At 65.3% G+C, this 25,084-nt stretch carries 24 protein-coding genes; 17 read left to right on the forward strand and 7 right to left on the reverse strand.

What is annotated here, in order from left to right:
- Positions 1-207 precede the first annotated feature (207 nt).
- Both U741_RS18875 and U741_RS0106960 read right to left on the reverse strand, forming a co-directional pair.
- Positions 208-971 (reverse strand): IS5 family transposase gene (locus U741_RS18875; protein ID WP_152551462.1). Its coding sequence is split into 2 segments (ribosomal slippage): positions 208-599 and positions 599-971, totalling 765 coding nucleotides; the frame shifts between segments, so codons are not numbered across the junction.
- 55 nt (positions 972-1,026) lie between these two features.
- Positions 1,027-1,965, reverse strand: coding sequence for an FkbM family methyltransferase (locus U741_RS0106960; RefSeq protein WP_084154717.1), 939 nt, complete (start codon positions 1,963-1,965; stop codon positions 1,027-1,029).
- Positions 1,966-2,246: 281 nt separating this feature from the next.
- Between U741_RS0106960 and U741_RS0106965 the strand changes: the two genes are divergently transcribed.
- Complete coding sequence (locus U741_RS0106965; RefSeq protein ID WP_029889763.1) at positions 2,247-3,494, forward strand: acyl-CoA dehydrogenase family protein; 1,248 nt, start codon at positions 2,247-2,249, stop codon at positions 3,492-3,494.
- Positions 3,495-3,606: 112 nt separating this feature from the next.
- Here the strand turns inward: U741_RS0106965 and U741_RS0106970 are convergent, their stop codons facing one another.
- The gene (locus U741_RS0106970; protein ID WP_029889764.1) at positions 3,607-4,341 is read right to left on the reverse strand and encodes a phosphoadenylyl-sulfate reductase; all 735 of its coding nucleotides are present in this window, start codon (positions 4,339-4,341) and stop codon (positions 3,607-3,609) included.
- Between the two features lie 113 nt (positions 4,342-4,454).
- Between U741_RS0106970 and rsmD the strand changes: the two genes are divergently transcribed.
- From rsmD to U741_RS0107005, 7 genes are read left to right on the forward strand one after another with little or no spacing between them, the layout of a single operon-like run.
- Positions 4,455-5,021, forward strand: coding sequence for a 16S rRNA (guanine(966)-N(2))-methyltransferase RsmD (gene rsmD, locus U741_RS0106975; protein WP_029889765.1), 567 nt, complete (start codon positions 4,455-4,457; stop codon positions 5,019-5,021).
- On the forward strand, positions 5,018-5,539 hold the full coding sequence (gene coaD, locus U741_RS0106980; protein WP_043110223.1) for a pantetheine-phosphate adenylyltransferase: 522 nt from the start codon (positions 5,018-5,020) through the stop codon (positions 5,537-5,539). The genes rsmD and coaD overlap by 4 nt, the downstream gene beginning before the upstream one ends.
- Positions 5,540-5,557: 18 nt before the next feature.
- A complete protein-coding gene (locus U741_RS0106985) occupies positions 5,558-5,824 on the forward strand; it encodes a YfhL family 4Fe-4S dicluster ferredoxin (protein ID WP_029889767.1) in 267 nt (88 codons plus the stop codon).
- Positions 5,825-5,847: 23 nt separating this feature from the next.
- Positions 5,848-7,530 carry a gamma-glutamyltransferase gene (ggt, locus tag U741_RS0106990; RefSeq protein ID WP_200872689.1) on the forward strand — a complete coding sequence of 561 codons (1,683 nt, stop codon included), beginning with the start codon at positions 5,848-5,850 and terminating at the stop codon, positions 7,528-7,530.
- A 1-nt stretch (position 7,531) separates the two neighbouring features.
- A complete protein-coding gene (locus U741_RS0106995) occupies positions 7,532-8,227 on the forward strand; it encodes a MotA/TolQ/ExbB proton channel family protein (RefSeq protein WP_029889769.1) in 696 nt (231 codons plus the stop codon).
- 11 nt (positions 8,228-8,238) lie between these two features.
- Entirely contained in the window at positions 8,239-8,625 is a 387-nt protein-coding gene (locus U741_RS0107000; protein WP_052378576.1) for an ExbD/TolR family protein, read from the forward strand.
- Positions 8,626-8,666: 41 nt separating this feature from the next.
- On the forward strand, positions 8,667-9,035 hold the full coding sequence (locus tag U741_RS0107005; protein WP_052378577.1) for an ExbD/TolR family protein: 369 nt from the start codon (positions 8,667-8,669) through the stop codon (positions 9,033-9,035).
- A gap of 18 nt (positions 9,036-9,053) precedes the next feature.
- Here the strand turns inward: U741_RS0107005 and U741_RS0107010 are convergent, their stop codons facing one another.
- Positions 9,054-9,560, reverse strand: a complete 507-nt coding sequence (locus U741_RS0107010; RefSeq protein WP_029889772.1) for a hypothetical protein — start codon at positions 9,558-9,560, stop codon at positions 9,054-9,056.
- A 68-nt stretch (positions 9,561-9,628) separates the two neighbouring features.
- Here U741_RS0107010 and U741_RS0107015 point away from each other — a divergent pair, with 68 nt between their 5' ends.
- Positions 9,629-12,895, forward strand: coding sequence for a penicillin acylase family protein (locus U741_RS0107015; RefSeq protein WP_029889773.1), 3,267 nt, complete (start codon positions 9,629-9,631; stop codon positions 12,893-12,895).
- 40 nt (positions 12,896-12,935) lie between these two features.
- Here U741_RS0107015 and U741_RS0107020 read toward each other — a convergent pair whose 3' ends face one another.
- Complete coding sequence (locus U741_RS0107020) at positions 12,936-13,310, reverse strand: NirD/YgiW/YdeI family stress tolerance protein (RefSeq protein WP_029889774.1); 375 nt, start codon at positions 13,308-13,310, stop codon at positions 12,936-12,938.
- A gap of 135 nt (positions 13,311-13,445) precedes the next feature.
- Between U741_RS0107020 and U741_RS0107025 the strand changes: the two genes are divergently transcribed.
- Genes U741_RS0107025 through U741_RS0107035 form a run of 3 tightly spaced genes read left to right on the forward strand, consistent with a single transcriptional unit; the run spans position 13,446 to position 15,762 of the window.
- The gene (locus U741_RS0107025) at positions 13,446-13,769 is read left to right on the forward strand and encodes a PepSY domain-containing protein (RefSeq protein WP_029889775.1); all 324 of its coding nucleotides are present in this window, start codon (positions 13,446-13,448) and stop codon (positions 13,767-13,769) included.
- The gene (locus U741_RS0107030) at positions 13,766-14,434 is read left to right on the forward strand and encodes a response regulator transcription factor (RefSeq protein ID WP_029889776.1); all 669 of its coding nucleotides are present in this window, start codon (positions 13,766-13,768) and stop codon (positions 14,432-14,434) included. The genes U741_RS0107025 and U741_RS0107030 overlap by 4 nt, the downstream gene beginning before the upstream one ends.
- The gene (locus U741_RS0107035) at positions 14,431-15,762 is read left to right on the forward strand and encodes a sensor histidine kinase (protein ID WP_029889777.1); all 1,332 of its coding nucleotides are present in this window, start codon (positions 14,431-14,433) and stop codon (positions 15,760-15,762) included. The genes U741_RS0107030 and U741_RS0107035 overlap by 4 nt, the downstream gene beginning before the upstream one ends.
- A gap of 8 nt (positions 15,763-15,770) precedes the next feature.
- Here U741_RS0107035 and U741_RS0107040 read toward each other — a convergent pair whose 3' ends face one another.
- Positions 15,771-16,631, reverse strand: coding sequence for an HDOD domain-containing protein (locus tag U741_RS0107040; RefSeq protein WP_029889778.1), 861 nt, complete (start codon positions 16,629-16,631; stop codon positions 15,771-15,773).
- Between the two features lie 104 nt (positions 16,632-16,735).
- Positions 16,736-17,344 carry a TetR family transcriptional regulator gene (locus U741_RS0107045; RefSeq protein WP_029889779.1) on the reverse strand — a complete coding sequence of 203 codons (609 nt, stop codon included), beginning with the start codon at positions 17,342-17,344 and terminating at the stop codon, positions 16,736-16,738.
- Positions 17,345-17,420: 76 nt separating this feature from the next.
- Here U741_RS0107045 and U741_RS0107050 point away from each other — a divergent pair, with 76 nt between their 5' ends.
- The 5 genes from U741_RS0107050 (at position 17,421) to U741_RS0107070 (ending at position 25,041) form a co-directional block, all read left to right on the forward strand.
- Complete coding sequence (locus U741_RS0107050; protein WP_084154719.1) at positions 17,421-18,617, forward strand: efflux RND transporter periplasmic adaptor subunit; 1,197 nt, start codon at positions 17,421-17,423, stop codon at positions 18,615-18,617.
- Entirely contained in the window at positions 18,617-21,754 is a 3,138-nt protein-coding gene (locus U741_RS0107055; protein ID WP_029889781.1) for an efflux RND transporter permease subunit, read from the forward strand. Before U741_RS0107050 ends, U741_RS0107055 begins: the two co-directional genes overlap by 1 nt.
- Positions 21,751-23,238 carry an efflux transporter outer membrane subunit gene (locus U741_RS0107060; protein ID WP_052378578.1) on the forward strand — a complete coding sequence of 496 codons (1,488 nt, stop codon included), beginning with the start codon at positions 21,751-21,753 and terminating at the stop codon, positions 23,236-23,238. The genes U741_RS0107055 and U741_RS0107060 overlap by 4 nt, the downstream gene beginning before the upstream one ends.
- 115 nt (positions 23,239-23,353) lie before the next feature.
- On the forward strand, positions 23,354-24,196 hold the full coding sequence (gene ubiA, locus U741_RS0107065; protein ID WP_029889783.1) for a 4-hydroxybenzoate octaprenyltransferase: 843 nt from the start codon (positions 23,354-23,356) through the stop codon (positions 24,194-24,196).
- Positions 24,193-25,041 (forward strand): alpha/beta hydrolase, encoded by an 849-nt coding sequence (locus U741_RS0107070; RefSeq protein ID WP_029889784.1) that lies wholly within the window; start codon positions 24,193-24,195, stop codon positions 25,039-25,041. Before ubiA ends, U741_RS0107070 begins: the two co-directional genes overlap by 4 nt.
- The last annotated feature ends 43 nt before the right edge of the window (positions 25,042-25,084 follow it).

Raw genomic sequence — 25,084 nt, forward strand, 5'->3', positions numbered from 1 at the left:
GTTTGGTTATTCCAAACAAGCGACGACCAACGAAGTCCAGGGCCAGAACCGGCCGGCCCCTTCGGGTTGCTGTCTGTTTTTCCGCCATGCGGCGTTGCTCCTTCGTCATTTGGAATCGCCAGATTTCCTCAGTCGCGCCTTGCCTGGCGAAAAAACAGACGGCAACGCAGCGATTCGGCAATTGTTAACAGGCCCTAGGCAGTGTCGTCACGAGATTGTGAGCCAAAGGACCATGCACCGAATCTGGGCAGCGGCGAGGAAAGAGGACAGGTTCTTGGCGTAACGCGTGGCGATGCCACGCCATTGCTTGAGATGCAAGAACGCATTCTCGACCAAGTGCCGCTGACGATACAGGTGCTTGTCGAATTCGCGTAGCACCTTGCGGTTCTTGCGCGGGGGGATTTCCGCCCGCATTCCTTGTGCTTGAGCCTGCTCAATGATTGTGTTGCTGTCATAACCCTTGTCAGCGATCAGGTGCTCGGCACTGAAGCCTTGGATCAGGGTTGAAGCTTCCACACAATCCGCTCGGGTAGCTTCTGTAGCAAGGATTCGGACCGGCATACCATGCGCATCCACGGCCAGATGTATCTTGGTGTTGAGCCCCCTTTTGTACGACCGATGCCTTGATTGCCCCCGCGAGCACCGGCCGCATGAGGGTGAACCTTGCAATGGCTGGCATCAATCATCAACCACTCGAAGTCAGGCTCGTCGATCAAGCGGTCGAGCAAGGCTTCCCACACGCCGCTATCGCGCCAGCGACAGAAGCGTCGATGCGTGTTTTTCCAATCGCCGTAGGCCGGAGGCAAGTCGCGCCAAGGAGCCCCCGTCCGCACAATCCACAGGACCGCATTGATGAACTGGCGATTGTTCTTGGCGACGCCGCCCCACTGCCCGGCTTGACCAGGCAGATGGGGTTCAAGCAACGCCCAGTCTCGATCCGAAAGATCGTGGCGACGAAAGGACTCCTTCATAAGATCGCTCGTTGTGGCCTTGAGGGGCGCTTATCATATCTCGTGACGACACAGCTTAGGACCTCGCACTGTTCTCGTGGTTGTCACACGAGAAGATGGAATTGCCATGGACGTTGCCGACGTGCACATAGCCAAGCGCAAGAATATTGCTGGAAAACCAGTCACTCTCCGTGAGCGTGCTTTGCGGCAAGACCTCGAGAATGATGATCGGCAGATGCGTTTTGATCGTCTGCAAAGCGCCTGAAAGCGCCTCTTTCTCATGGCCTTCGACATCCAACTGGATGATGGAAACGCGTCTGTCGCGATCAAGTACGTCATCAATGGCCACGATCTTGACTTGCGTTGATTCCCGCTGCGGCTCGGTGGTCAGTCGGCTGGCGCCGCCCAGCGCCCGCCCGCTGGCGTCAACGGTTTGCATCGGCATCTCGTCTGGTGCGGCGCCTAGCCCAGCGTGGGTCAACCAGACATTGTCGATGCCGTTGATTTCAAGCGTGATGCGGGCGCAGCGGTGGTTTTCGGGATTGGGCTCAAACGCCCAGATTTTGCCGCTCGGTGAAAGCGCGCTGGACAACGCGGGCAAAAAATCACCGAAGTAGGTGCCGGCATGAACCACATCGCCATCCCCGCAGTTCTGACGCATGAACGCGAGGGTCAGCGGTTCGTAAACCTTGTTGGCCAGAATCTTTTTGGCGGCAGGCCGGTGGCGCGACGACAGGGGCACGCAGTAACCGCCGTATCGGTTGTACGCCACCGTGCATTGCAGCGTGTCGTGGTCGGTCTGCTGACGGACCGCGCGCCGGGCAAAAAGAGGCTTGAGGCGCGGAACAAGTTGCGTCAGTGTCTTCATGATCGACGTTCTCCTGATGATCGAAAGCGAGCGAACCACGAAAAGGGAGGCCGTGTCGCGACGAAGGTTCCGGGCGAAATCTCGGGTTGGCCATGTCAGGGATTCGGGAAGACCGGTCGCATTGCGCCTGTCATCAGGCATGGGCATCACTGAGCCGTCAGGCTGGTTCGCGCCGGCACGACCCAGTAGCCGCCCGATCTTCAGTGTTCATTGACATGCGCTTTTGACGCGGCGGGTGATCAGCGACGCTGTCGGCAGCCTCGTCGACGGTTGAGCCCAGCGTGTGATTAGACTGATCTGATCACGGCGCGTCACCAGCTCGTTCCGATTGATGCCGTGTTGGTCGGCGCAGCGGCCCGTTTGCCTGAGGTGTCGTGCCTCCGGATCCGTCGCCCGACGGCCGTTCAATTGCTCACACGGAGACCTCAATGGCAATCGACTTCACCCTCAGCCCGGAACAACAGGCCCTGCAGGTGGGCGCCCGCGGATTTGCTCGCGACGTGCTCAGCCAAGTGGGCAAAACCATCGCACCCATTGCGCGTCCAGAGGCGCGTTTCTTCGCCACCTTTCCGTTTTACGAAAAGATGGCGGAAGCGGGCTTTGTACACGCCCTGTTCCCGCGCGAGTACGGCGGCACCGGCATGGCCACGCTCGACTTTGCCCTGGCAGCCGAGGAGCTCGCGGCGGGCGACATCAACGTGCCCTCCACCTTGCTCGCCACCGGACTCGGCATGGAGCCGATTCTGGGCTTCGGCACCGATGAGCAGAAACGCAAGTGGATCGGCGAGATTCTGGCGCGCCCGGCGGAGCGCCTGGCTGCCTTTGCCTTCACCGAGGTCACCGGCGGCGCGAACTTCGACTGCCCCGACCCGGGCGCCGGCGTGCAGACCGTGGCCAAGCGAGAGGGCGACGAATGGGTCATCACCGGCAAGAAGCACTACACCACCAATGGCTGCGGCTGGGACGGCAAGGGTGCGCACCTGCTCACCGTGGTGTGCCGTACCGACCTTGAGAAGCCGCCCGCCGAGTCACTTGCAGTGATTGTGGTGCCGGGGACAACCCAGGGTGTTGAGGTGGTCGATTACCTCGACACTGCGGGGCATCGTGCCGTTGTGTCACCGCGCATCCACTTCAACGAGGTTCGCGTGCCAGCCGACAACATCCTCGGCAAGCCCGGGGACGGTGCTGCGATTTGCCAGCAGACGTTCTCCTGGACCGCCGCGCTGATCGGTGCGGCGTGCACCGGCGTGATGCGCGCGGCCTTCGATGTCGCCTTCGAGTTCGCCAAGACCGACAAGCGCTCCGGCAGCGTGCCGGTGATCGAACATCAGAACGTCGGTTACATGCTGGCCGATCTGAAGATGCGCATCGAAGCGGCGCGGTATCTCACCTGGAAAGCCTGTCATCAGCTCGACGTCACCGATCGCAAGAGCGACGAGCTGGCGATCATGACCAAGATCTACGCCTCCGAACTGTGCGTGCAGGTGGTGTACGACGCCATGCGACTGGTGGGCGTCGACAGCTACACCGAACTGACCCCGTTGGCTGGCCTGATGCAGGACGCGCTGTGCTTCCCGCTCTATGACGGCGGCAACATGGGCGTGCGTCGCCGCCAGCTGCATCGCAAGTTTCAAGAGGCCGGCTATGAGCCGATGGCCTCCGCCGAGGGCCGCTGATCAGAAAAAGGGCGGCGTCAAGCTGCAACGACGCTGCACACACGTTGATCGCGGCCCCTGGTTCGCGCGGCAATCTGCCCTCTCACCGCAGATCGTCAGGCGTCTGGCGGCCTCAAAGATGCAACCCGCACTCGGTCTTCGGCTTGCCCGCCCACCGGCCACTGCGGCCCTCTCCCTTGGCGGTGCAATGGGTGCAGCCGATCGAGCTGTAGCCCTTGGACACCAGGGGGTGAAACGGCAGGCCGTGATCGACGATGTAGGCATCACGCTGCGCGCGGGTGACGTCAATCATGGGGTTGAACTTGAGAACGCCGCGGCGCATTTCGAACACGTCCATGCCGGCGCGGTGGTCGGTTTGCCAGCCCATCAGGCTCGACACCCACACGTCGAAGTTGGGCTTGATGGCCTCCAGCGGCTCGACCTTGTTGATTGAGCAGCAGAAGTCGGGGTTCTTTTCCCAGGTCTGGTCGTCGAGCGTGAACTGGTGCTTCCAGTCTTCGGCCTTGATGTCGAACACTTCCAGTCCATATTCCTTCGAGAGTTTGTCGCGGTAGATGATGGTTTCGAGGAAGTGGTAGCCGGTGTCGATGAAGGCGATTTTCTGCCGCGATTCGATGCGGTGAATGATGTGCAGAAAATATGCCGAGGTGGCGGCAAACGACGAAGTGACAAGCACCTTGCTGGCGTCAAACTCGCTGTAGAACAACCGGAGCCGCGCTTCGAAATCCAGCGGCGTGTAGCGTGCGTTGAGATCGGCGATGTCCGCGTCGTTAAAGTGCGTGCCGGCCGGCTCGGGCGCGGCGGTCGCGGCTGTGCCGGCGGCGGTGTCAAGCAGTGCAGTTTCCATGCGCAAAAGTATAAGGGCGACATTCGCCATTCCCAATCGACATAAGAATCGGTTCTAAGGTCAGAACGGCACCGGGCGCTGCCGAGCCCGGCGCGCCTGCGTAACATGACGCCATGGCAAGACGCGCACTCGGCACCCTACGTATCATTGGCGGTCATCATCGTTCGCGGCTCATCCACTTCGACGCCGACAACGGCGTGCGTCCCACGCCTGATCGGGTGCGGCAGACGGTCTTCGACTGGCTGGCACCGATCATTCACGGTGCCAAGGTGGTGGATCTGTTCGCCGGCTCGGGCGCACTGGGGCTGGAGGCGGCCTCACGCGGCGCCCACGACGTGACCTTTGTTGAAAACCAACGGGGTTCGGCGGCGGCCATCCGCGAGGCCATGGCCACCCTCAAGCTTGAACGGGTGCGGGTCGCCGAGCAGGATGCGCTGGGCTGGTTGTCGGCCAGCACCGACACTTTTGACGTGGTGTTTCTCGACCCGCCTTACGGCAGCGACCTGCTGACCCGAGCGCTCGAGCGTCTGCCGCGCTGTCTCAACCCGGGTGCAATGGTGTATCTGGAATGGCCGTCCGGGCAGCCGCCGACGCTGCCGCAAAGCCTCAGCGTGCACCGTGAGCGCCAGGCGGGAAAGGTATGCTTTGCATTGCTCAAGCAGGAGGTTCTCCACCCGTGAAAATCGTCGCGGCTTACTCCGGAACATTTGACCCGATCACCCTCGGCCACAACGACATCATTCACCGCGCGGCGCGGATGTTCCCGAAGCTGATCGTCGCGGTCGGACTCAATCCAAACAAGAACCCGCGCTTCACCATCGACGAGCGGATCGCGCTGATTGAGGCGTGCACCACCGACCTGCCCAATGTGGAGGTGCGCGGCTTTACTGGCCTGGTCGTGGACTTTGCCCGTGAGCACGGCGTCAACGTGTTGGTGCGCGGCGTGCGCAACGGGGTCGACGTGGACTATGAAAAGCAGATGGCGGTGATGAATCGCGACCTGTATTCGGTGCTCGACACGGTGATGTTGGCGCCCAGCCCGGAATTTGCCCACCTGTCATCGAGCCTGGTGCGTGAGTTGGCCGGCCTCGGTGCCCCGGTCGAGAAGCTGGTGCCCAAGCCGGTGATCACCCCGCTGTTGCAGCGTTTCGGTCGCCCTGACCTGCCGGCCGTGGAGCGACGCACCCGCCCTCGTTGAGCGGCGCGTCGGCTGCCCATGTCGCTGAAGATCACCGATGAATGCATCAACTGCGATGTCTGTGAGCCGGTGTGCCCCAACAAGGCCATCTTTCAGGGCATCGAGATTTACGAGATCGACCCGGCGCTGTGCACCGAATGCGTCGGCCATTTTGACCAGCCGCAGTGCCAGCAGGTTTGCCCGGTGGACTGCATTCCGCTGGACCCTGACCATGCCGAGAGCGACGCGCAACTGCGCGTCAAATACCAACGGCTGGTGAACGCCGACGGCCCCCTGAAAACATGATCCAAGTCAATCGATCTCTTGCGGTGAGTTCGCTGCTGGTGTTGCTGCTGGTGGCGACTGCCTGTCGGGGCACATCGCCGCCTGACAATGCGCCTGCCGCCCGGTCGGACACGGTCTCCGGCGCCTGTGCCACCGCCCACCCGCTGGCGACCGAAGCCTGTCGCGACATCCTGCAACAGGGCGGCAACGCCATGGATGCCGCGGTGGCGGCGTCGGCGGTGCTGGCGGTGGTTGAGCCCACCGGCTCGGGCATGGGCGGCGGCGGTTTCTGGCTGGTGCACCGCGCCGAAGATGGCCTTGAGGTGATGATCGATGGCCGCGAGACCGCGCCGCTGGGCGCCCGCCTCGAACATTACCTCGACGAACAGGACGAGCCGGTGTCGGCGCGCAGCCTGCACGGACCCTTGGCGGCCGGCATTCCCGGACAGCCTGCCGCGCTGGAACATCTGGCCGGTGAATATGGCCAATTGCCGCTCGCCGCCAGCCTGGCCAGCGCCGAGCGCCATGCGCGCGAGGGCTTCGAAGTGGACGACGACCTCGCCGAAAATTTCGCCCGCCACTGGCGCCGCTTCGATGACGGTGCACGCGCGACGTTTGCCGTCGACGGCAAACCGCCCGAAGCCGGCGCCCTGCTCAAGCAACCGGATCTGGCCGCGCTGTTCGCCGCCATGCGCCGCGACGGCGCGGCAGCGTTCTACCGCGGCGACTTTGCCGAGCGCCTGGTGGCCGGGGTGCGGGCCGCCGGCGGTCATTGGCACGCCGCCGACCTGCGGGCCTACCAGGTGGTCGAGCGCGCGCCGGTGGTCACCTATTTTCGTGACGCGCGCATCGTCAGCGCCGCGCCACCGTCCGCGGGGGGCGTCGCGCTGGCGACCATTCTCGGCCAGCTGGAAGCACTCAATGTCACCCTTCCGCTGGATGATCAGGGTCGCCATTGGGTGGTCGAGGCCATGCGTCGCGCCTACGCCGACCGCGCCGCGTATCTCGGTGATCCGGACTTCGTCTGGTTGCCGCTGGCCAAGCTCACCGGCTCGGCGCACGCCCGGCAATGGGCAGCCACCATCGATCCGGCGCAGGCCACTCCCAGCGATACCCTTGGCGTGCGCGCCGACTTGCCGGGCGGTACCGACACCACGCACCTGTCAGTGATCGACGCCGAAGGCAACCGGGTGGCAGCGACGCTGTCGATCAACATCCCCTTCGGCGCGGCCATGGTGGTGCCCGGCACCGGCGTGCTGCTCAACGACGAGTTGGACGATTTCGCCATGTCGACCACCGCCGAAAACGTATACGGTCTGATCGGATCGCAACCCAACCTGCTGGCGCCGGGCAAGCGGCCGCTGTCGTCGATGACGCCGACCTTCGTCACGTCGCCGCGCGGCACGCTGGTGGTCGGTACGCCCGGCGGCAGCCGCATCATCACCATGGTGCTGGTCGCGATTCTGGAATGGCTGGGCGGCGCCACGCCGTCAGAGATGGCCGCGGCGCCGCGCTTTCATCACCAGTTTCATCCCGATGAAGTGTCGCTGGAAAAGGGCGCGCTCAACGCCTCGGCGCGTGCCGACCTGAGGGCTCGTGGACACCGCGTGACCGAAGTTGATCGTCGCTACGGTGATTTGCAGGCGGTGGGTTGGGCGTTGCCCGCAGGATTTTTTGCCGTGTCCGACCCTCGGGGCATCGGCGCGGCGTGGTCGTCCGGAGAATGACATGCAGGTCGCGAACGTAGGCAATTGGCTGCAACTGGGGGGCCCGGTGATGCTGGTGTTGCTGATCATGAGCATCTGGGCGCTGACCCTGATCCTGCTCAAGGTCTGGCAGTTCACCGAGCGTCGCGTGGGTGCGCGCGACTACTTGCCGCAATTTTTTGACGCCACTGCGCGTGGCCACTGGCAGGTCGCCCATCAGGTGCTTGACGGGCGCCCCGGTCCGTTGCCTGCGGTGCTGCGATTGGCGGTGACCGCGCGCCGCGACCGCGGTTTGAGCGACGCCGACGCGCGCGAACAGGTCGCCGCGTATGCCGCCGACGTGATGGACGACCAACGCAGCCTGTTCCGCCCGCTGGAAGTGATTGCCACGCTGGCGCCGCTGCTCGGCCTGCTGGGCACGGTGATGGGCATGATCGAAGCGTTCCAGCGGCTGCAGGCGGCGGGTGACCGGGTCGACCCGGCGATTCTCTCCGGTGGTATCTGGGAGGCGCTGCTGACCACGGCGGTCGGCCTCATGGTCGCGATTCCGGTCATTGCCGTGCTCAATGCGCTGGAACGCAAAATCGAGAAGCTGCACCGTGACACCGAGTCGGCGCTGACGCGGGTGTTCACCCGGCCGATCAATACTGCGGCGCCTGGCCGTGATGCGGCGCCGGTCAGTGCCGCAGACGCGGCGCCCTCCGACGCGATGCCCTGAACGGCACCGCCGTGCACGTTCCATTTGCTCGCCGACGGCCGATTCCCAGCCCGCTGACGTCGCTGATCGACGTCGTGTTCATCTTGCTGTTCTTCTTCATGCTGGCCTCGTCTTACATGGACTGGCGCAGTCTGACCCTGTCCCTTGGTGGGCCGGCGGATGCCGCGTCGGCGCAAAGCCGGGACGCATGGGCGGTGCAGGTCTACGCCGACGGCGGCCTGGCCTTGAACGGCACCCCGCTCAGTGCTGAGGACATCGACGCCCAACTGCGTGAAATGCCTGGCTTCCCGGTGGTGGTGCAGCCCGAGCCGGGGGTCAGTCTTCAGGCGCTGGTGACCGTGCTCGACCGGCTGCGGCCGACCGGCGTGTCGTTGGTCGTGGGCCGGTTGCCGCAATGAAGTTGCCTGTTGCCCCCCGGACTCGACGCCCGCAGGACGCCATGTTGCCGCTGGTCAACATCGTTTTTTTGCTGCTGATCTTTTTCATGATGGCGGGCGCGGTCAGCGCGCCTGAACCTCTGAAGGTGCAGCCGCCGCGATCCCTGGTCGACGCGGCCGGAGCTGCGCTGCCATCGACATTGACATTTGCGGTCGATGGCCGTCTGGCACTGGGGGCCGAGGTCTTCACCCTGGAAGGGCTGCCGCCGCGCATCGACGCGTGGCTGGCGATGGCGCCGCCGGGATTCCCCCTGACCGTCAAGGCCGATGCCGAGGCCGACGCACTGGCAGTGGTCGAATTGCTGGAAGCATTGAAACGCCAGGGCGTCAACAACGTGCGCTTGATGACCGCCCGTGTTCGCGCGTCCTGACCGGCTTTCGCGGTGTGATCAGTGTGCGCGCCGTGCGCCGGTGTAGGCCCCGGCCGCATCCACCAGGCCATGGGTCTGCAGATAGCCCAGCGCGTCATCGCTGTCGCCGGTGAACCACGCCGCCGCACTGCCAGCGATGAAGTGATAGCCCCAGGCATCCATGTCGGCGAACAGGCGGGTGCGGTCATAACCTGGCAGCGTCGGCGCCAACAGCGCCTGCAGGTAACAGACGGCGTTTTCCTCGGTGTCGCTGCCGCAGGCGTTGGTGTGGACGGTGGCCCGCCGCTGCGCGTCCATGCACAGCCAATGCCCCAGTTCATGCAGCAAAGAGTGCACCGGCGTGTCGGGGCGGATGTAGAGGCGGTTGGCAATCAGGCCGGCTTCATCGTCGCCCCAGTAGCTGCCGGGAATGGCGGCATCGGCGGCCACCCAGTGAAGTTGCATGCCGCACGCCGCCACCCAGATGGCCAGCGCGTCGGCGTCGAGTGCCGTACAGCGCAGCACGTCGGGAACATCAGGGGCCATATTTGCTAGTCGGTCGGCGGCGGGGCTTGGGTAGGCTTGAGCGCAATAAAAGGTGCGGGAGCGCGGCAATGATTGTAGGCAAATGGGGTGGTGTCGGCGTGGCGGGCATGCTGGTCGCAGCGCTGGTTAGTGGTTGCGGTTCGAGTGTGGCCATTGATCCCGCCGCGCCCGGCACTGGCGACGGTAATGAGGCACGCAATATTTTTCTCAGCGCCATGCCGCCGGGGTCCAACGGCAATGCGGCGGGTGGGGTCGGCGCGCCAGCGGGCATTCCGCCCGAGCTCACAAGCTATCCGGCGAACTACGCTGACCAGTTGCAGCTCTACGGCAACTGGGCGCAGGCACAGTCGCCGATGCGTCTCGACGATTGTGTGCCTCCGGCGAACCTTGAAGCCCACCTGCGCAGCAGCGATCTGGCCTGCAATTACTGGAAAGACGCGGCCATTGAGCTGAGCGACGAAGACGCGGTATCGAGTCGTACGCTCACCGCGCCGGACGGCGCCCAAGTGACGGTGCGCCGTGACGGCTGGGGCGTGCCGTACATCGACGGACAAACACGCGCCGCCGCGCAGTTCGGCATGGGCTTCGCGGCCGCCCAGGACCGGCTGTGGCTGTTCGACGTGCTGCGCAATGCCGGGCGTGGTCGGGCGTCTGAATATCTCGGCCCGGCACCGGACATCTTTGACCTGGACGTGGAGTTCAGCGCCGCCTCGGCGTACTCCGAAGAAGAGATCACTGCCGCGCTGGACGGGGCGGTGGCGCGCATCGGCGAGCCGTTCGGCAGCCAGTTCCGCAACGACACCGAGGCCTTCGTCGACGGCATGAACGCCTTCATCGACTTCCTGCAGACGCCGCAGGGATTGGCGCAGATGCCGCCAGAATATTTGACGCTGGGCCTTGCGCTGGGCGTCGAGGTGCCGAAGTTTCCGCCGCGCCCATTCAGCGTGGAAGACATCGTTATCAATGCCGTGCTGATCCAGTCGGCACTCGGCTTTGGCGGTGGCGGTGAAGCGCAGAACCTGCGCCTGCTGCAAACGCTGGACCCGAGCATCGGGCCGGGGACGACGGCCTTGCCGCAGGCGGCCTGTGACACCTGGCGCGATCTACGACATGCCAGCGCCGAAGACGCTTATCACACCGCCAGCGGGTCCTTCCCGACGCAGTCGGGTTTCTTCAGCGAGAACTGCCCGCTGACCCTGCCGCCCGGCGTCGCGCTGTGGGACGTCGACAGCTTTGAGGGTTACGCGCTGCTGGCCACCGACGACGGCATTCCGCTGGGGCCCATCACCTTGCCGGGGCTGTCGGCCATTCCCGGCTTTCCGGGGGGTGAGCTGATCGGCGCTGCTGGGGACGGTATCGGCGGAGGCGGGCTGGTCCGCAATGACCGGCTGCAGTGGGACGCGATCGAGATCGCGGGCCTTGCGCGGCCGGCCGCCGCGCCGGTCATCGAGGCGCCACAGGCGCGCGAATGGCAGGTGCAAACCTCGCCGGGCGACGGCCTCAAGCAGTTGTTGGCGGGCCTGGGCTTGCCCACGACGTCGTCGAACTGGATGGCGGTGCACGGCAGCAACACGGCGTCGGGCCACCCGATCATGGTCGGCGGTCCGCAGACCGGATACTTCAACCCGCAGTTGCTGTGGGAGGTGGCGGTGATCTCGCGTGAAGGCTCGCCGCAGGACATCGCCGCGCGCGGCATCACCACGGTGAACATTCCCTATGTGGTGATCGGCCGTGGTCTGGATTACGTCTGGACGCCGACTTCGGCGGGCTCGGACTTTACCGACACCCGCGTGTCGCGCATGTGCAACCTCGACGACAGCCCGCCGTCGCGTGACGACGCGGACGGCGATGGCTTCCCCGACGCGGATGGTTACCTGGTCAACGGCGAATGCATTGCTTTTTACCGCCGTCTCGACACCTGGACCGCGACACCGACGCCGGCCAGCATCGCGCTCGGCGGTTTGCCGTTGCCGCAAACCGTCAACCGCCGCGTGCTGCGCACCCACTACGGCCCGGTGTTTGCGACCGCCACGGTCAATGGCGAACCGGTGGCGATCTCGACCCAGCGCTCGACCTTTCTGGCGGACGTGGATGCCGCGTTGCCGTTCGGGCTGATGACCACGCGCGGCGTCGAGATGTCAGCCGACCGCTTTCAGAAGCTGTTCAACAGCATGACCGCGACCTTCAACTGGGTGTACGCCGACGATCAGGACATTGCCTACATCCAGTCGGGCCTGTACCCGGTGCGGCACCCCGATCACATGCCGGAGCTGCCGGTGTGGGGCGATGGCCGCTTCGAGTGGTCCAACGACCAGGCGCTGCCGCAAGCCTTTTTCAGCGACTTCGGCGGTGATGGCAATGATGGCGCTGAAGGCTGGCCGACGCGCAATCAGGCGGTCGCGCAGGACGACCAGGGCTATTTTGAGTGGACCGGTTACCTGTCACTGGACGAGCACATTCAGGACAAGAACCCGCCGCAGGGTTTTCTTGCCAACTGGAACAATTCCGGTGCATTCGGTTGGCAGGCGGCCGACAGCAACGGCTCGTACGGGCCCAGCCACCGGGTCCTGAACCTGTCGGATCGTCTCGAAGCCTTTGTCAGCAGCGGCCGAAAATTTGATCTGGCCAACGTGATGGAAATTTCGGCCGACGGCGCCTACACCGACACCCGCGGGCTCGATGTGCTGCCCCTGATGCTTCAGATACTCGCGACCTCTTCTATGACCGACACCGAGCAGACGGTCGCGACCTTGATGCAGGCATGGATCGATGACGGCTCTGCGCAGTGGATCAGCAGCGAACCGGGGCTCGGCGCGATGCGCCGCGATCGCGACAACGACGGCGCCTATGACCACCGCGCCGCCGTGGTGCTGATGGACGCCTGGTACAACCGCATGCTGGAAACGGTGACGCCGCAACTTGCCGCGCTTGACGAGCAGGGCGCCTCGGTGCTGCAAGGGCGGCTCAACGCACCGGGACCCACCGGGTCGGCCTTTCAAAACGGTTGGTACCAGCACATGAAGCGCATGTTTGCGACGGCGCTGGGCGCGCCCGGGCCACGCTATCGGCAGCTCAAATGTGCCGGTCAGGATGGCCTGCCCGCCTGCCACGCTGCCGTGGTCAGCGCCCTGAACGATGCGCTGGCCGATCTCGGCGGCATTGCCCGCATCGCCGACTGGGACGGCAGCGAGATCTACGACGGCACAACGGTGGAAGACCGCGATGCGGTGGTCCATACCAACTTTGGTTTTCTGCCGCTCTCGCCGATTCACTGGATCAACCGGCCCACGTATCACCTGGCGGTCGAGGTGCAACAGAAACAGCGGACAGATTGATCTGATCTGCCCGCTGTCGGGGTGATGCCATCGCGCGGGCTTACTGAGCGGTGTTCACCGTGATGCGGTCCACGTCGATCTCGTTGTCGCGCAGGCGCTTGGTGTCGATCTCGCCGTAAAGGGTGACCGGGGTGGTCTCGCTGATCGGCTGCGCCGGCATGTCGTCGTCGTCAATCTCGACCTGGATTTCGCCGGTGTCGTCGGCAAACAGGTAGTCCTCGTCGCCCAGCTGTTTGGTGATGCGGCCGGTCAGTTGCACGTCCATGTCATCGCGGCCGTTGTCGAGAACGTCCTTGACCGTGTTGATCGTGGGCTGGTCGCTGGGGCCGGTGTACTGTGCGTGGGCGCCGGCGGCGACCAGCAACGTGCCGGAGGCAACCAGCAAGGGCAGGGCAATGCGGGAGATCGGGTTCATGAGTAAGGCTCCATAAGGGGGTTTGATGTGCCGCCGGTTGGCGACGACGGCGAGACTCTGGCAAACCCAATCACACGGTTTCATGAACGGTGCGTTCACAAATTGTTCACAGCCTTTCCCGGTATAAGCCCGCGCATGGAATGGAAGAATTGGCTACTGGCCTTCACCGTGTTCGTCAGCCCCCTGGCATTTGCCGACGATGATGATGACGAGCGCGAGGCGCTGCGGCGCTCGGTGGAGCGCGGCGAGGTGGTGCCGCTGATGACGCTCATCACCCGCATCCAGAATGAATATCGGGGCGAGATCATCGAGGTGGAACTTGAGTACGACGACGGGCGGCTGGAGTACGAGATCGACTTGTTGACACCCGACGGCCACAAGATCGAGTTCGAGTTCGACGCTCGAACCGGCGAGCAACTGGAAGTCAAAGGCCGCGGTCTGCGCGACGCCCGCCGGTGAGAATCCTCATCGCCGAAGACGATGCCGCCATCGCCTCGGGCGTTGCCGAGCTTTTGCAGCGGGCGGGCTTCGTTACCGACCTGGCGCCCGACGGCGGCCACGCCGACTATCTGGTGCGCACCGAAACCTATGACGCCGTGGTGCTGGACCTCGGCCTGCCGGTACACGATGGCCTGAGCCTGCTGCGTGGTTGGCGGGAGGATGGCCTGTCGGTGCCGGTGCTGATTCTCACTGCCCGGGCGCGGTGGCCCGATAAGGCAGCAGGCTTCTCGGCCGGCGCGGATGACTATGTCGCCAAGCCCTTTGAGCCCATGGAGGTGGTGGTGCGGGTGCAGGCGCTGGTGCGGCGCAGCCGCGGTCAGTCACGCGTGGTGCTGAACTTTGGTGAGGTGGCCCTCGACACCGGGCGCGGCGAGGTGACGGTGGCCGGCATGCCGGTGCCGTTGACCGCGCAGGAATATCGTTTGCTGGTCTATTTGGCGCTGGCCGCCGACCGGGTGGTGACCCGCACCGAGCTCAGTGAACATGTTTACGAACGCGATCGTGACCCCGACTCCAACGTGCTGGATGTGCTCATCGGCCGCATCCGCCGCAAGCTGCCGGCACCGTTGATCGAGACCGTGCGCGGCCGGGGGTTCATGATTCGCCAGGCCCAGGGAGAATGAATCCGGGTGTCGCCACCCGCCTGACCCTGGTCGCCGGCCTGACCCTGGTGCTGTTGTTGCCGCTGGCGTCAGCCCTGCTGTCAAAGGCATTTCGCGAGCCGGTCACCCACGCCTTTGACGAGCGCCTGCATGCCCTGGTTGAAACCCTTGCCGGGCAGATCGAGGTCGATGCCGATGGTCAACTGGTGCGACGCCGCGACTTTCCCGACCCGCTGTTCGCGCGCATTTATTCGGGCTGGTACTGGCAGATCATGCAGGGGGATCGTGTGGCTGAAACCTCACGCTCACTGTGGGACACACGGCTGAACCTGCCCACCCTGAACGACGGCGCGCGCCATTTGCGCACGCTCACCGGACCGCGTGACGAGGCGGTGCGCACGGCAATCCTGCGCATGTCGCTGCCGGATCAGGACGTGCCGGTGCTGATTCTCGTCGCCGGGCCGCAGGCGCATATTGATGCCGAAGTGAAGATCGTGGTGCGCCGCCTGGGGATGACGCTGGGCGCGCTGGGGGTCATTCTGTTTGTCGTGTTCGTGGTGCAGATTCGCTGGGGCTTGGCGCCGCTGCGACGGATGACCGATGACCTGCAGGCGGTGCGCGCCGGTGAGCGGCCGCGCCTCGACACGCGGCTGCCGCGCGACCTTGCCCAACTGGCCGGGGCCATGAACGAGGTGCTTGATCATCAGGTTGCGTTGATCGGTCGCGGCCGCGCCACTGCAGGCAATCTCGCACACGCGCTCAAGCAGCCGCTGGCCAGCCTGCGGATGCAGTTGGCGCGCCACGAGCCCGACCTTGATGCCCTGCGCCAGGCGCTCAAGCAGATCGAGCCGACCATCGACCACCACCTGACACGCGCCGCCGTGGCCGGACAAGCGGGAGGGCACTACCAAAAGGTCATGGCGGCCGGTGTGATTGCACCGCTGGTCGAGGGCATTCGCCGTATGTACGGCGGGCAGGGCAAGGTTATTCGCGCCACTGTGCCCGAGACTTTGCAGGTGTCCATTGATCCGCAGGACCTGCAGGAGCTGGTCGGCAACCTGCTCGAGAACGCGGCCAAGTGGGCTGAGTCCATTGCCACCTTGTCGTGGGTCGCCACGCCTGACGGGTGGGCCCTGATCGTGGAGGACGACGGCCCCGGCCTGCCCGTGGAAGCGCGTGATGGCGTGTTGGCGCGCGGTGCGCGTCTCGACGAAAAGCGACCGGGTTCTGGACTGGGGCTCGCCATCGTCAATGACCTGGTGACCCTTTACCAACTGTCGATTGCCCTTGACGACAGTCCACTGGGTGGGCTGCGGGTGGTGGTGGCGTCAAAAGCCGGCACCCCCTGACGGCGATTTCAGCCGCCAAGCCGCAGCAGCGCCCGCGCGTTTGCGGCCCACAACGCCGGGTGCTCATCCTGCACCAGCGTGGTGGGCAGCCCCAGGCGACCAAACGCCGTTACCGTCTCCAGCGGTTGTCGCAGGCGCATGCGGTGCCCGGCCGGGCAGGTGTGCCAGAAGGCGACGGTGGCCAAGTCGGCCAGAGTGGCCGTGTCGCCGTCGCGGGTCATGTTCCAACACTGGCCCACGGCGGTGATCATCGGCGCAGGAAGGCCCCATTCGCGTAACACCCGTTCGCCGATGCCGGCCTGCAGATCGAAGGTCGCGTCCTCAATCTGATCTGCGCTGCAGGGGGCGAAGTCGGGGCGACGATCAAGACAGGCGATCACCGGCAGCGTGCCGATCTGGCTCATCAGCCCCAGCATCAGCGCCGTGTCGGGGTCGAAGCGGCCGGTTTCTTCGCTGAGTGCGCGGGTGAAGGCAGCGGTCTCGATCGAATGCCGCCAGATGCGCCGCATCAGTTCAGCGAGGTGTGGTCGCTTGGCGACGAACAGGTGTTCCATCGCGGTGCAGCGTGCCAGTACCCGGGTGGATTCCAGCCCGATGCGGGTGACCGCCGCGGGCAGGGTGGTGACCTCGCGTCCGGCGCCGCGAACACCGACCATGTTGGCCACGCTGATCACCCGGATCGCGGTCGCCGGATCGCGGCCGATGATGGTGGCCAACTGCGGGGTGCTGAGGTCGTCCTCGCGGCTGGCCATGCCGATTTGCAGTGCCACGTCGGGCAGCGATGGCGCCTTGAGCCCGGTACCCGCAAGGCTTTGGCGAAGCTGCTCGGTCAGGGGGCTGTCGTCAGGGTTGGGTGCGGTGTCCCACATGGGCGGTCGTCACTGCGTGGCGGGGAGTGGAGACAGACTAGCCCGCCGCGTGCCGATTTCTGTGAGTGGCGGATGGGCGGCCGTTGCGGGCCGCCAAAGCGGCGTCAGTTACGCCGCAGTGACCGCAGGTACACGGTCATCAGCCGCACGCCCTGTTCAGCAAAGCAGAAGCCGTCGGTTTCCTGCATGCCGAGGTGCAGCACGCCCACTGCGTGGCTCTGCAGCCCCAGAGCGGCCAGCGCCGGGGTGATGTCGTCGATCAATTGACCCTGGGCACGCGCCTGCTCGAAGTAGGCCTCCATGGTGCGCCGCGTGCCGAGGCTCATTTCACGCTCAATTTCGTCGAGCCCGGCGTCAGCCGACAGGTGCTCGCGGCGCAGCAGCGCGATGGCGTAGACCCGCCGAATCGACGCGTTTTCGCCGACAAATTTCATGATGCCGCAGACGTGCCGTTCCAATGCCGCAAGCGGGTCCTGGCTGGTTGCTTGGCTGTTGACCAAGTCTTCAAGCGGGAACCGTACGCGCTCCAGCATTGCGGCGTAGAGCGCTGCCTTGTCTTTGAAGTGCCAATACAACGCGCCTCGGGTGACGCCGGCCTCGCGGGCAATCTCTTCCAGGGTGGCGTTGGCGACCCCCCGCGCGAAGAATACGTTCTCGGCTGCGTCCAACAGTGCGCATCGCGTGGCTTCGGCTTGGTCTTTGGTGCGGCGCATTAACTCTAGTTTGACATCAAAGAGAACCCGGCTATGATATACGTTCATGAATGTATGTAAATCGGACGTGTCCTCGATGCCCCCAATCCCCTTTGCCGCCGTGTCCCAGTCTGGCGGCTTTTTTATTCGTCGCGCCGCGACCTTGGTGATGTTGGCGTCTGTCGCGCTGGCCGGCTGCGGCGGTGATGCCGCCTCGCAAGAAGATGACGCGTCCCCCCCAAAAGCAAGTGTGCGTGCCGAGACGGTTGCCACTCGTGATGTCGAGGTCACGGGGACCTACCCGGGCCGCGCCCGGGGTGCACGGGAAGTGCAGGTTCGCGCGCGCGTCGACGGCATTCTTGAGGAGCGCACTTACGACGAAGGCGCTGAGGTCGAGGCTGGCGCGCGGCTGTTCCGCATCGACCCCCGGCCCTACCGGATTGCCGTGCAGCGCGCCGAGGCGGGGTTGGCCGAAGCCACGGCCGTGCGCAACGAAGCCCGACGCCAATGGGATCGCGTTGAAAATCTGTTTGATCAGGACGCGGTCAGTGCCCGCGAGCGGGATTTGGCACGCTCCGAGCTGGAGCTGGCCGACGCCCAGCGACAAACCGCTGCTGCCAATCTCGCTGATGCGCGCCTTGATCTGGGTTACACCGACGTGACGGCGCCCATCAGCGGCGTGACCGGGCTGGAAGCCGTGCCCGAGGGCACGCTCCTCGCACGCGGCGATTTACTGACTCAAGTGACCCAGCTCGACCCCATTCACCTGCGTTTTTCCTTCCCGGAATCGGCGCTTCCGACGCACTCGGAAGGCGACTCGGGCGATGACAACAATGCACCGCCTTTGACCCTGATTCTGAACGACGGCAGCGAGTACGACCGTCCGGGGAAGATCGATTTCACCAACGCGGGTGTCGACGCGGCAACCGGCTCGATCAGCGCGCGGGCCATCTTTCCGAATCCGGATGGCGTCATCCGGCCAGGGCAGTTTTTGCGGGTACGGGTTCAGCTTGATGCCCTTGACGATGTGGTGACCGTGCCCGAGGAGGCCATTGCGCAGGGCGCAGACGGCCCCCAGGTGTTCCTCACCAAGGAGGGGCGGGCGGTCGCCACGGCGGTGGAACTGGGACCGGTGGTCGACGGCGCCCAAGTCATCAGCAAGGGCCTCAAGGGCGGCGAGCGGCTGATCGTCAGTGGTCTCTCCGGACTGAAGGACGACGCCGAGGTGCGCGAAGCCGACGCCGAAGAGGACGATGGCGAAGATGATGGCGTGGTCGCCGAGGGCCCCCGCTGATGCTGCGGTTCTTCATCGACCGGCCGATCTTTGCGTCGGTCATCTCCATCATCATCACCCTCGCTGGTGCCGCGACGCTGGCGGTGCTGCCGGTCGAGCAATATCCCGACGTGGTGCCGCCGCAGATCGTGGTCGAGGCGAGCTATCCCGGCGCCAGTGCCTCAGTGATCTCGCAGTCGGTGGCGGCGCCGCTGGAACAGGAGATCAACGGCGTCGACGACATGATCTACCTGGAGTCGAGCAGTACCGACTCCGGCACCCTGCGCATCACCGTGTCGTTCGAGATCGGCACCGATCCCGACCAGGCGGCCATCAACGTCAACAACCGTGTGCAGGCCGCCACCGCACGGCTGCCGCAAAGCGTGCGCGACCAGGGTGTGCGGGTGCAGGCGCGGTCGACCAACATTCTGATGGTGCCGACGATTTCATCGCCCGACGGCTCGCATACGTCACTGGAGATGAGCAACTATGCGCTGATCAACGTGCTCGACCAACTGGTACGGGTGCCCGGCGTGGGTGATGCCAGCCTGTTCGGCGCCAGCGACTATTCGATGCGCATCTGGCTGCGCCCGGACAAGCTCGCCGAGTTCGATCTGACGCCGTCTGACGTGGCTGCCGCGCTGCGTGAACAGAACGCGCAGTTCGCCGCCGGACGCATCGGTGATGAGCCGGCGCCCGAGGATCAGGCATTCAGCTACACCATCACCACCAGCGGCCAGTTCAGCGATGTTGAAGAATTTGAAAACATCATTCTGCGCGCCGATGTCGAGGGTGGCACGCTGCGCTTGCGGGATGTCGCGCGGGTTGATCTGGGCGCTCAGAACTACGCGTTCTCGGCCACTTATCTTGGCGAACCGACCGTGCCGATGGGCGTGTACCTGCAACCCGGCGCCAACGCGCTGAACACCGCCGATGCCGTGCGCGAGGCGCTCGACCAGGTCCGCGGTCGCCTGCCCGAGGGCATGGTGCTGGAGGTGCCGTATGACACCACCAAGTTTGTTGAAATTGCCGTCAATGAGGTCATCATCACACTGCTGATAGCGGTGCTGCTGGTGGTGATCGTCACCTACCTGTTCCTGCAGAAGCCGCGCGCCACGCTGATTCCGGTGCTGGCCATTCCGGTGTCATTGATCGGTACCTTTGCCGGCATGCAGGTGATGGGCTTTTCGATCAACCTGCTGACCCTGTTCGGGCTGGTGCTGGCCATCGGGGTGGTGGTCGACAACGCCATCATCGTGCTCGAAAACGTCGACCGGCTGATGAAGGAAGAGGGCCAGTCTGCACGTGACGCCACCATCGCCACCATGGAACAGGTTGCGGGGGCCGTGGTGGCGTCGACCCTGGTGCTGATGGCGGTATTTGCGCCGGTCGCGTTTCTCGGCGGTTTGACTGGCGAGCTGTACCGGCAGTTTGCGGTGACCATCGCGATCTCGGTATTTGTCTCGGGCATCGTCGCGCTGACCTTGACGCCGGCCACCTGCGCGCTGCTGCTGGAGGGTGAGCGTGGCGACGTGGCCGCGCCGTTCCGGCTGTTCAATCGCGGGTTCAATGCCCTGACGCGCGGCTATGTGCGCGTCGTCACCTGGTTGGTGCATCACCGTGCCATCGGCAGCGTGATGGCCGTGGCGCTGACGGTGCTGATGGTGGTGGTGTTGCGCGGTCTGCCGACCGGTCTGGTGCCCGCCGAAGACCAGGGCACGGTGCTGGTGGTGCCGCAGTTGCCGCCGGTGTCGGCGCTCAATCGCACGGCGGCCGCGCGCGATGAGCTGACGGAAAAAATCCTCGCCATGGATGAAGTCGACGGCGCGGTCATGTTCGCCGGCTTTGACATCATCGCCGGCGCGTTGCGCAGCAACTCTGGTCTGGGCTTTGTGCAACTGGCGGACTGGAGTGAACGCACCGGTCCTGGGCAGGACGCCCGTGCTGTTGCTGAAAAGATCATCGCGATGGGCAGTGGAATGCCGGAGGCCAATGTCATCGCCTTCGTGCCGCCACCGATTCAAGGTCTGTCGCTCACTGGCGGCGTTGACGGCTACCTGCAGTTGACCGGTGATGTATCCGAAGCGCGCTTGCAGGCGCAGGCGGACGCACTGGTGGCCGCCGCCAGTGAGCGCCCCGAGCTCACCGGCGTGTTCACCACGCTCGACACCCGCTATCCGCGTTACCGGGCCGATGTTGACCGCGACAAGGCGCGCGCTGCCGGTGTGCCCATCAATACGATTTTCGAGGCCATGCAGAGCACCTTTGGCGCGCTGTACGTCAATGACTTTTCGCTGGCCGGACGCATCTGGCAGGTCAACCTGTCGTCCGAGGCCGAGTTTCGCAACGCGGCCGACGACATCAATCTGATCTTCGTGCGGAACGGCGACGGTGATCTGCTGCCGCTGAGCAATCTGGTGACCATGCGCCGCGAGCAGGGCGCCGACATCTTGCCGCGCTTCAACGTCGTGGCGGCCGCCAAGGTCTTGGCCGATCCTGCCCCCGGGTTCACTACGGGCGATGCCAAGGCAGCAATGGAAGAAGTCGCCGCTGAAGTGCTCGAAGTCGGTGATCGCATCGGCTGGGTGGGCGAGGCCTATCAGCTCGATGCGGCCGGCGGTGCTGCGGGCTTGGCGTTCGGGCTGGGGCTGGTCATGGTGCTGCTGATTCTGGCCGCCCAGTACGAGCGCTGGCTGCTGCCGTTGGCGGTCGCCAGTGCGGTGCCTTTTGCCGTGCTCGGCGCGGCCACGGCCATGGCGCTGCGCGGCTTCCCGAACGACATTTATTTTCAGGTGGGCCTGCTGGTGCTGATTGGCCTGGCGGCGAAAAACGCCATCCTGATCGTCGAGTTCGCCGCACAAAACCGGCGCGACGGCGCCACCGCGGCTGAGGCGGCCATCGCCGCGGCCGGGCAGCGCTTCCGCGCCATCATGATGACCGCGTTGACCTTCATCGTCGGCACCTTGCCGCTGGTGTTCGCCTCGGGCGCCGGCGCCGCCAGCCGCCAGGAAATCGGCACCGTGGTGGTCGGCGGCATGGTCTTCGCCAGCACCCTGGCGCTGTTCTTCGTGCCGATGTTTTATCGCCTGGTTGAAGACCTGGCTGACTGGCGCAAGCCACCCCCGAAGACTGATCACGTGGCGGAGGCCCGGGTATGAGCCGCCTGATTCTGTGGGTTCTGCCCTTGCTATTGGCCGGCTGCATGTTGGGGCCGCAGCACGCGGTGCCCGACACGCAGCTGCCGCCCGCGTTGCCGGTGGCGGGGGAGGGCGACGCGATTGCCCGCGACTGGCGCAGCTGGTGGCAGCAGTTCAACGACCCGGTACTGGACCATCTGGTCGGCAGTGCGACGCTGGCCAATCTGGACTTGCAGCAGCAGGCTGCGCGCGTCCGTGCCGCCCGTGCCCAACTCGGCTTCGAGCGCTTTCAGCAATGGCCACGGCTGGACCTTGAGGCCGGCGCGTCGCGCGAGAAGACGCCGGCGTCGTCATTCGGTTTCCCGGGGGCCGCCAGCAACACCCAGTCCCTGTTTTCACTGACCGCCGCGCTGGGCTACGAGGTCGATCTGTGGGGCCGGCTGGCGCGCGTCGAAGAAGGCGCTGAGGCGCAGCTGGCGGCAAGCGTTTACGGCGCCGAAGCGATGCGCCTGACGGTGATCGCCGATGTGGTCAACACCTACTTCGAGCTGCGCGCCCAGCAACGCGCGGTCGAGATCACCGAAGCGGCGATCGCCGACCGCGAGCGCGCGGTCGATCTGCAGCAGATTCGCTATGACGCCGGCCTGGTCGACCGGCTTACCCTGCTGCAGGCCCAGTCCGACCTTGAATCGGCGCGCACCCAGTTGCCCGATCAGCGCGAGCGTTTGACGCAGCTTGAGAGTGCCTTGGGCATTCTCATCGGCCACGACGCGCGGCAACTGTTCGAGAATCTGGATCTTGGCGACACACGGCTGGCCGACCTTGATGCCATTGAGTCGCTGCCCGCCGTATTACCCTCCGAGATGCTTCAACGTCGGCCTGACATTCGCGCTGCAGAGCAGACCTTGCGCGCCGCCAACGCTGCCATCGGCGAGGTCATGGCCTCGCGGTTGCCGGCGCTCAATCTGACCGCGCTGATTGGCTCGATCTCGAGCGAGGCCAGTGACCTGCTGATCGGTGATGCCGAGGCGTGGCGTCTGGGCGCGTCGGTACTGGGCTCCTCGTCCAGCCGCTGGGGTGTTCGTGCGGCCGAGGCCGAACGCGACCTCGCCGAGCTGCAGTATCTGGCCACCGTGCAGACCGCCTTTGCCGAAGTACGCGACGCGCTGGCCGCCTTCGACGCCGCGCATGAACGTGTCGATGCGGTGCGCCGCCAGATCGACGTGCTGGGCGACACCGAAGAACTCGCACAGGTGCGCTACGACGGCGGCGAGTCGATTTTCCTGGAAGTGCTGGACGCGCGCCGCGCATTGCTCGATGCCGAACTGGCCCTGGCCACCGCTGAGCAGCAACGCCTGACCGCTGCGGCGACGCTGTTCAAGGCGCTGGGCGGCGGCTGGGATCCTGATGCGGTTGATCTGGAGGGCGGCGATGCCTTGGTCGAGCCCGCCGAGCGCGAGCCGGGGTCGCGAACGGCTGTACCCGAGGTGCGTGCGTCGCGGTAACCGCAACGCATCCCGCCCGAGGCCACGGGTGCCGGGTTACCGTATGCCCGCCGATTTGCCTTGAACGTCACCTTTGAACATACCCCGACCTGCGTCCCCGCGCCCCCGTGACTGGGTGGCCCTGCTGCGACTCGACCGCCCGGTCGGCATCTGGCTGCTGCTGTGGCCGACGCTGTGGGGTGTGTGGGCCGCTGCCGAGGGCATGCCCGCGTGGCCGATTCTGGGGGTCTTCGTGCTGGGCACGGTGCTGATGCGCTCGGCCGGTTGCGCAATCAACGACGCCGCCGATCGCGACTTTGACCGCCACGTCAGCCGCACCCGCGACCGCCCCGTGGCCGCCGGGCGTATCAGCCGTCGCCAGGCCATCGTTGCCGCGGCGCTGTTGGCGCTGCTGTCGCTCGCCCTGCTGCTGAGCCTGCAAAGCCTGCCGGCGCTGCTTTGGGCGATCCCGGCCGTGGTGCTGGCCGGCGTCTACCCGCTGATGAAACGCGTCATCGCCGTGCCGCAGGCCGTGCTCGGCCTGGCGTTTTCGTGGGGCATTCCCATGGCCTATGCGGCCACGCGCGGTCATGTGCCGTGGGGCGAGGCGGGTTGGCTGATGGCGGCCAATTTCTGCGCGGTGATGGCCTATGACACCGCGTATGCCATGGCCGACAAGGCTGACGATCTGAAGATCGGCGTCAAGTCGTCGGCCATCTGGTTTGGCCGCTGGGACGTATTGGCGGTGCTGGGTTTCAACGTGCTGATGGTCGCCTGTCTGTTGGCCTTTGCCGCGCAGGCCGGTCTTGGCGCCGCGTTTTACCTGGCACTGGTGGCGGTGCTCGCGGGCATTTTGTTGTTGCAGCGACGGCTGATGTCGGGCGACGCAGCGACCGCGTTCGCCGTGTTCAAGGCCAGTCACTGGCTCGGCGCCTGCGTCTGGTTGGGACTGGTCATCGCATACGGAGCGGCTGGATGAAAATAGGGATCAGTGGTTTGGCAGCGCTGCTGCTGGTGGCCTGCGTGTCGGTGTCCGGGCCGGTCGAGAAGACCCCGCCGTTGCCGGAAGCGCAGGCGGTGTTGGCCAGCGAACGACTCAACTACACCGGCGGTGACGGTCGCACCACGCTTCAGGCCGCCGTGACCCGGCCCGAGGGCACGGGGCCATTCCCGGCGGTGGTGCTGATTCACGGCGGCGGTTGGACCGGCGGCGAACCGGCTGACATGGCAAAGCTCGCCGACCGCCTTGCCCAGCAAGGCTTTGTCGCCTTCAACATCGCCTACCGGCTGGCGCCAGCGGCGCGTCATCCGGCACAGATTGACGATGTGGCCGCCGCGCTGAACCACCTGCGCGCCAACGCCGACGCCTTGCATGTCGACCCGGCGCGCATCGGTGTTTGGGGCTACTCGGCCGGGGCGCATCTGGCGACGCTGGCTGGTGCCCGGATGCCCGCCGAGCAGCGTCCGCAGGCGGTGGTGGCCGGCGGGCTGCCGGCCGACCTGCGCAAGTACCCGAAAAGCCCGCTTATTGCCAAGCTGATGGGCACCACGCTCGATGAAGACGCCGCCGGCTGGGCCGATGCCTCGCCGGTCACCCATGTCGATGCCGGCAGCGCGCCCATGTGGCTTTACCACGGCACCTGGGACTGGATTGTCGGCGTGGATAACGCCGAGCTGATGCACGCGACACTGCAGGATGCTGGCGTCGAGAGCACGCTTTACCTGATCAAGGGCAGAGGCCACTTCGCCAGCTTTCTTTGGCACGAAGGCGCAGAGAACGGGGCTCTTCATTTCTTGCGGCGCCACCTTCAGCCCGCGTCATAGGGCGGCCTCAGGGCAACGGCTAACCGAGGTGGCCACCGCGGAT

This window comes from Polycyclovorans algicola TG408 (genome assembly GCF_000711245.1).
Classification (GTDB): domain Bacteria; phylum Pseudomonadota; class Gammaproteobacteria; order Nevskiales; family Nevskiaceae; genus Polycyclovorans; species Polycyclovorans algicola.